This window comes from Candidatus Thiosymbion oneisti (genome assembly GCF_900092655.1).
Lineage (GTDB): Bacteria > Pseudomonadota > Gammaproteobacteria > Chromatiales > Chromatiaceae > Thiosymbion > Thiosymbion oneisti.
In genome coordinates, this window is sequence record NZ_FLUY01000442.1 from 1 (window position 1) to 844 (window position 844).

Below are 844 nucleotides of genomic sequence, written 5' to 3' on the forward strand. Positions count from 1 at the left end.
GCCGGAATCCAGGGCCAGGGATGGCAAAACGGTGGAGTTCAAAGCATTAGGTCGCATTTAAATTTAACCACTACCCGAGCACGTATTCCGCACCTTGATCGACGATCTGCGCGGCAAGCTCACGCTGACAACCCATGGCATCGAGGGTGACGATGCAGCCGGTCAACTCCAGCAGCTCCAACAACTTAGGGATGGCTGTGATTTCGTTAGATTTCTCCGCGGTTGCCTCCTGACCGAGGACCAAGCGACTGCGCTCGGCCCAGGCACTGACCATGTGCAGGGCGTGGCGCCCACGCCGGCGATCACGCGAGCCGCTGGCGGTTTTACCATCCACCGCGATGACCTCACCGCCGGTAGCCGGCGTGATCGCTTCGGTCCAGTTCGCAAAGCACGTCTGAAATCCCTTTACCGACAGCCGGGAGATCACGCTGGCGATACAATCATGAGACGGGATGCCATTGGCAAACGGGGCAAACTGACGTAGCCATAGGAGCTTCGCCTGGCCGAACTCTTCGATTGCCTCCCAGCCGTCAGCACCACTGGTCACCGCACAGATCACCAGAAGCAGAATATCCATAAACCCGTGACGTTGGTTGCGCTCAACCCGCGGATCTTCCAGGTGGGAGAAATAGTCTTGAAAGTTGCTTGTCATGGGGAAACTCCAAACGCCGTTTCCCCCTACTTTCCCCTATCTTCTTGTTACCATTCAACTTTATACGCGCTCACCCTGATTGGGGAGATGACCCGAAAGACGAGCAGATATGTACATTTGCCAATGGGGCCGATCTGGACGTAAAGGCACGCTTTCCGGATCGGCCCTGGCCTACGAATAATTGCCGGGATG

1 protein-coding gene is annotated in these 844 nt (G+C 56.6%); it reads right to left on the bottom strand.

From position 1 onward, the window contains the following. Positions 1-70 precede the first annotated feature (70 nt). Positions 71-652, bottom strand: coding sequence for an ISAs1 family transposase (locus BQ17_RS04360; RefSeq protein ID WP_218068085.1), 582 nt, complete (start codon positions 650-652; stop codon positions 71-73). Positions 653-844 lie beyond the last annotated feature (192 nt).

Bases quoted from the DNA above. Each gene is read 5' to 3' on its own strand.
- BQ17_RS04360 (WP_218068085.1), bottom strand. From the start codon at position 652: ATGACAAGCAACTTTCAAGACTATTTCTCCCACCTGGAAGATCCGCGG.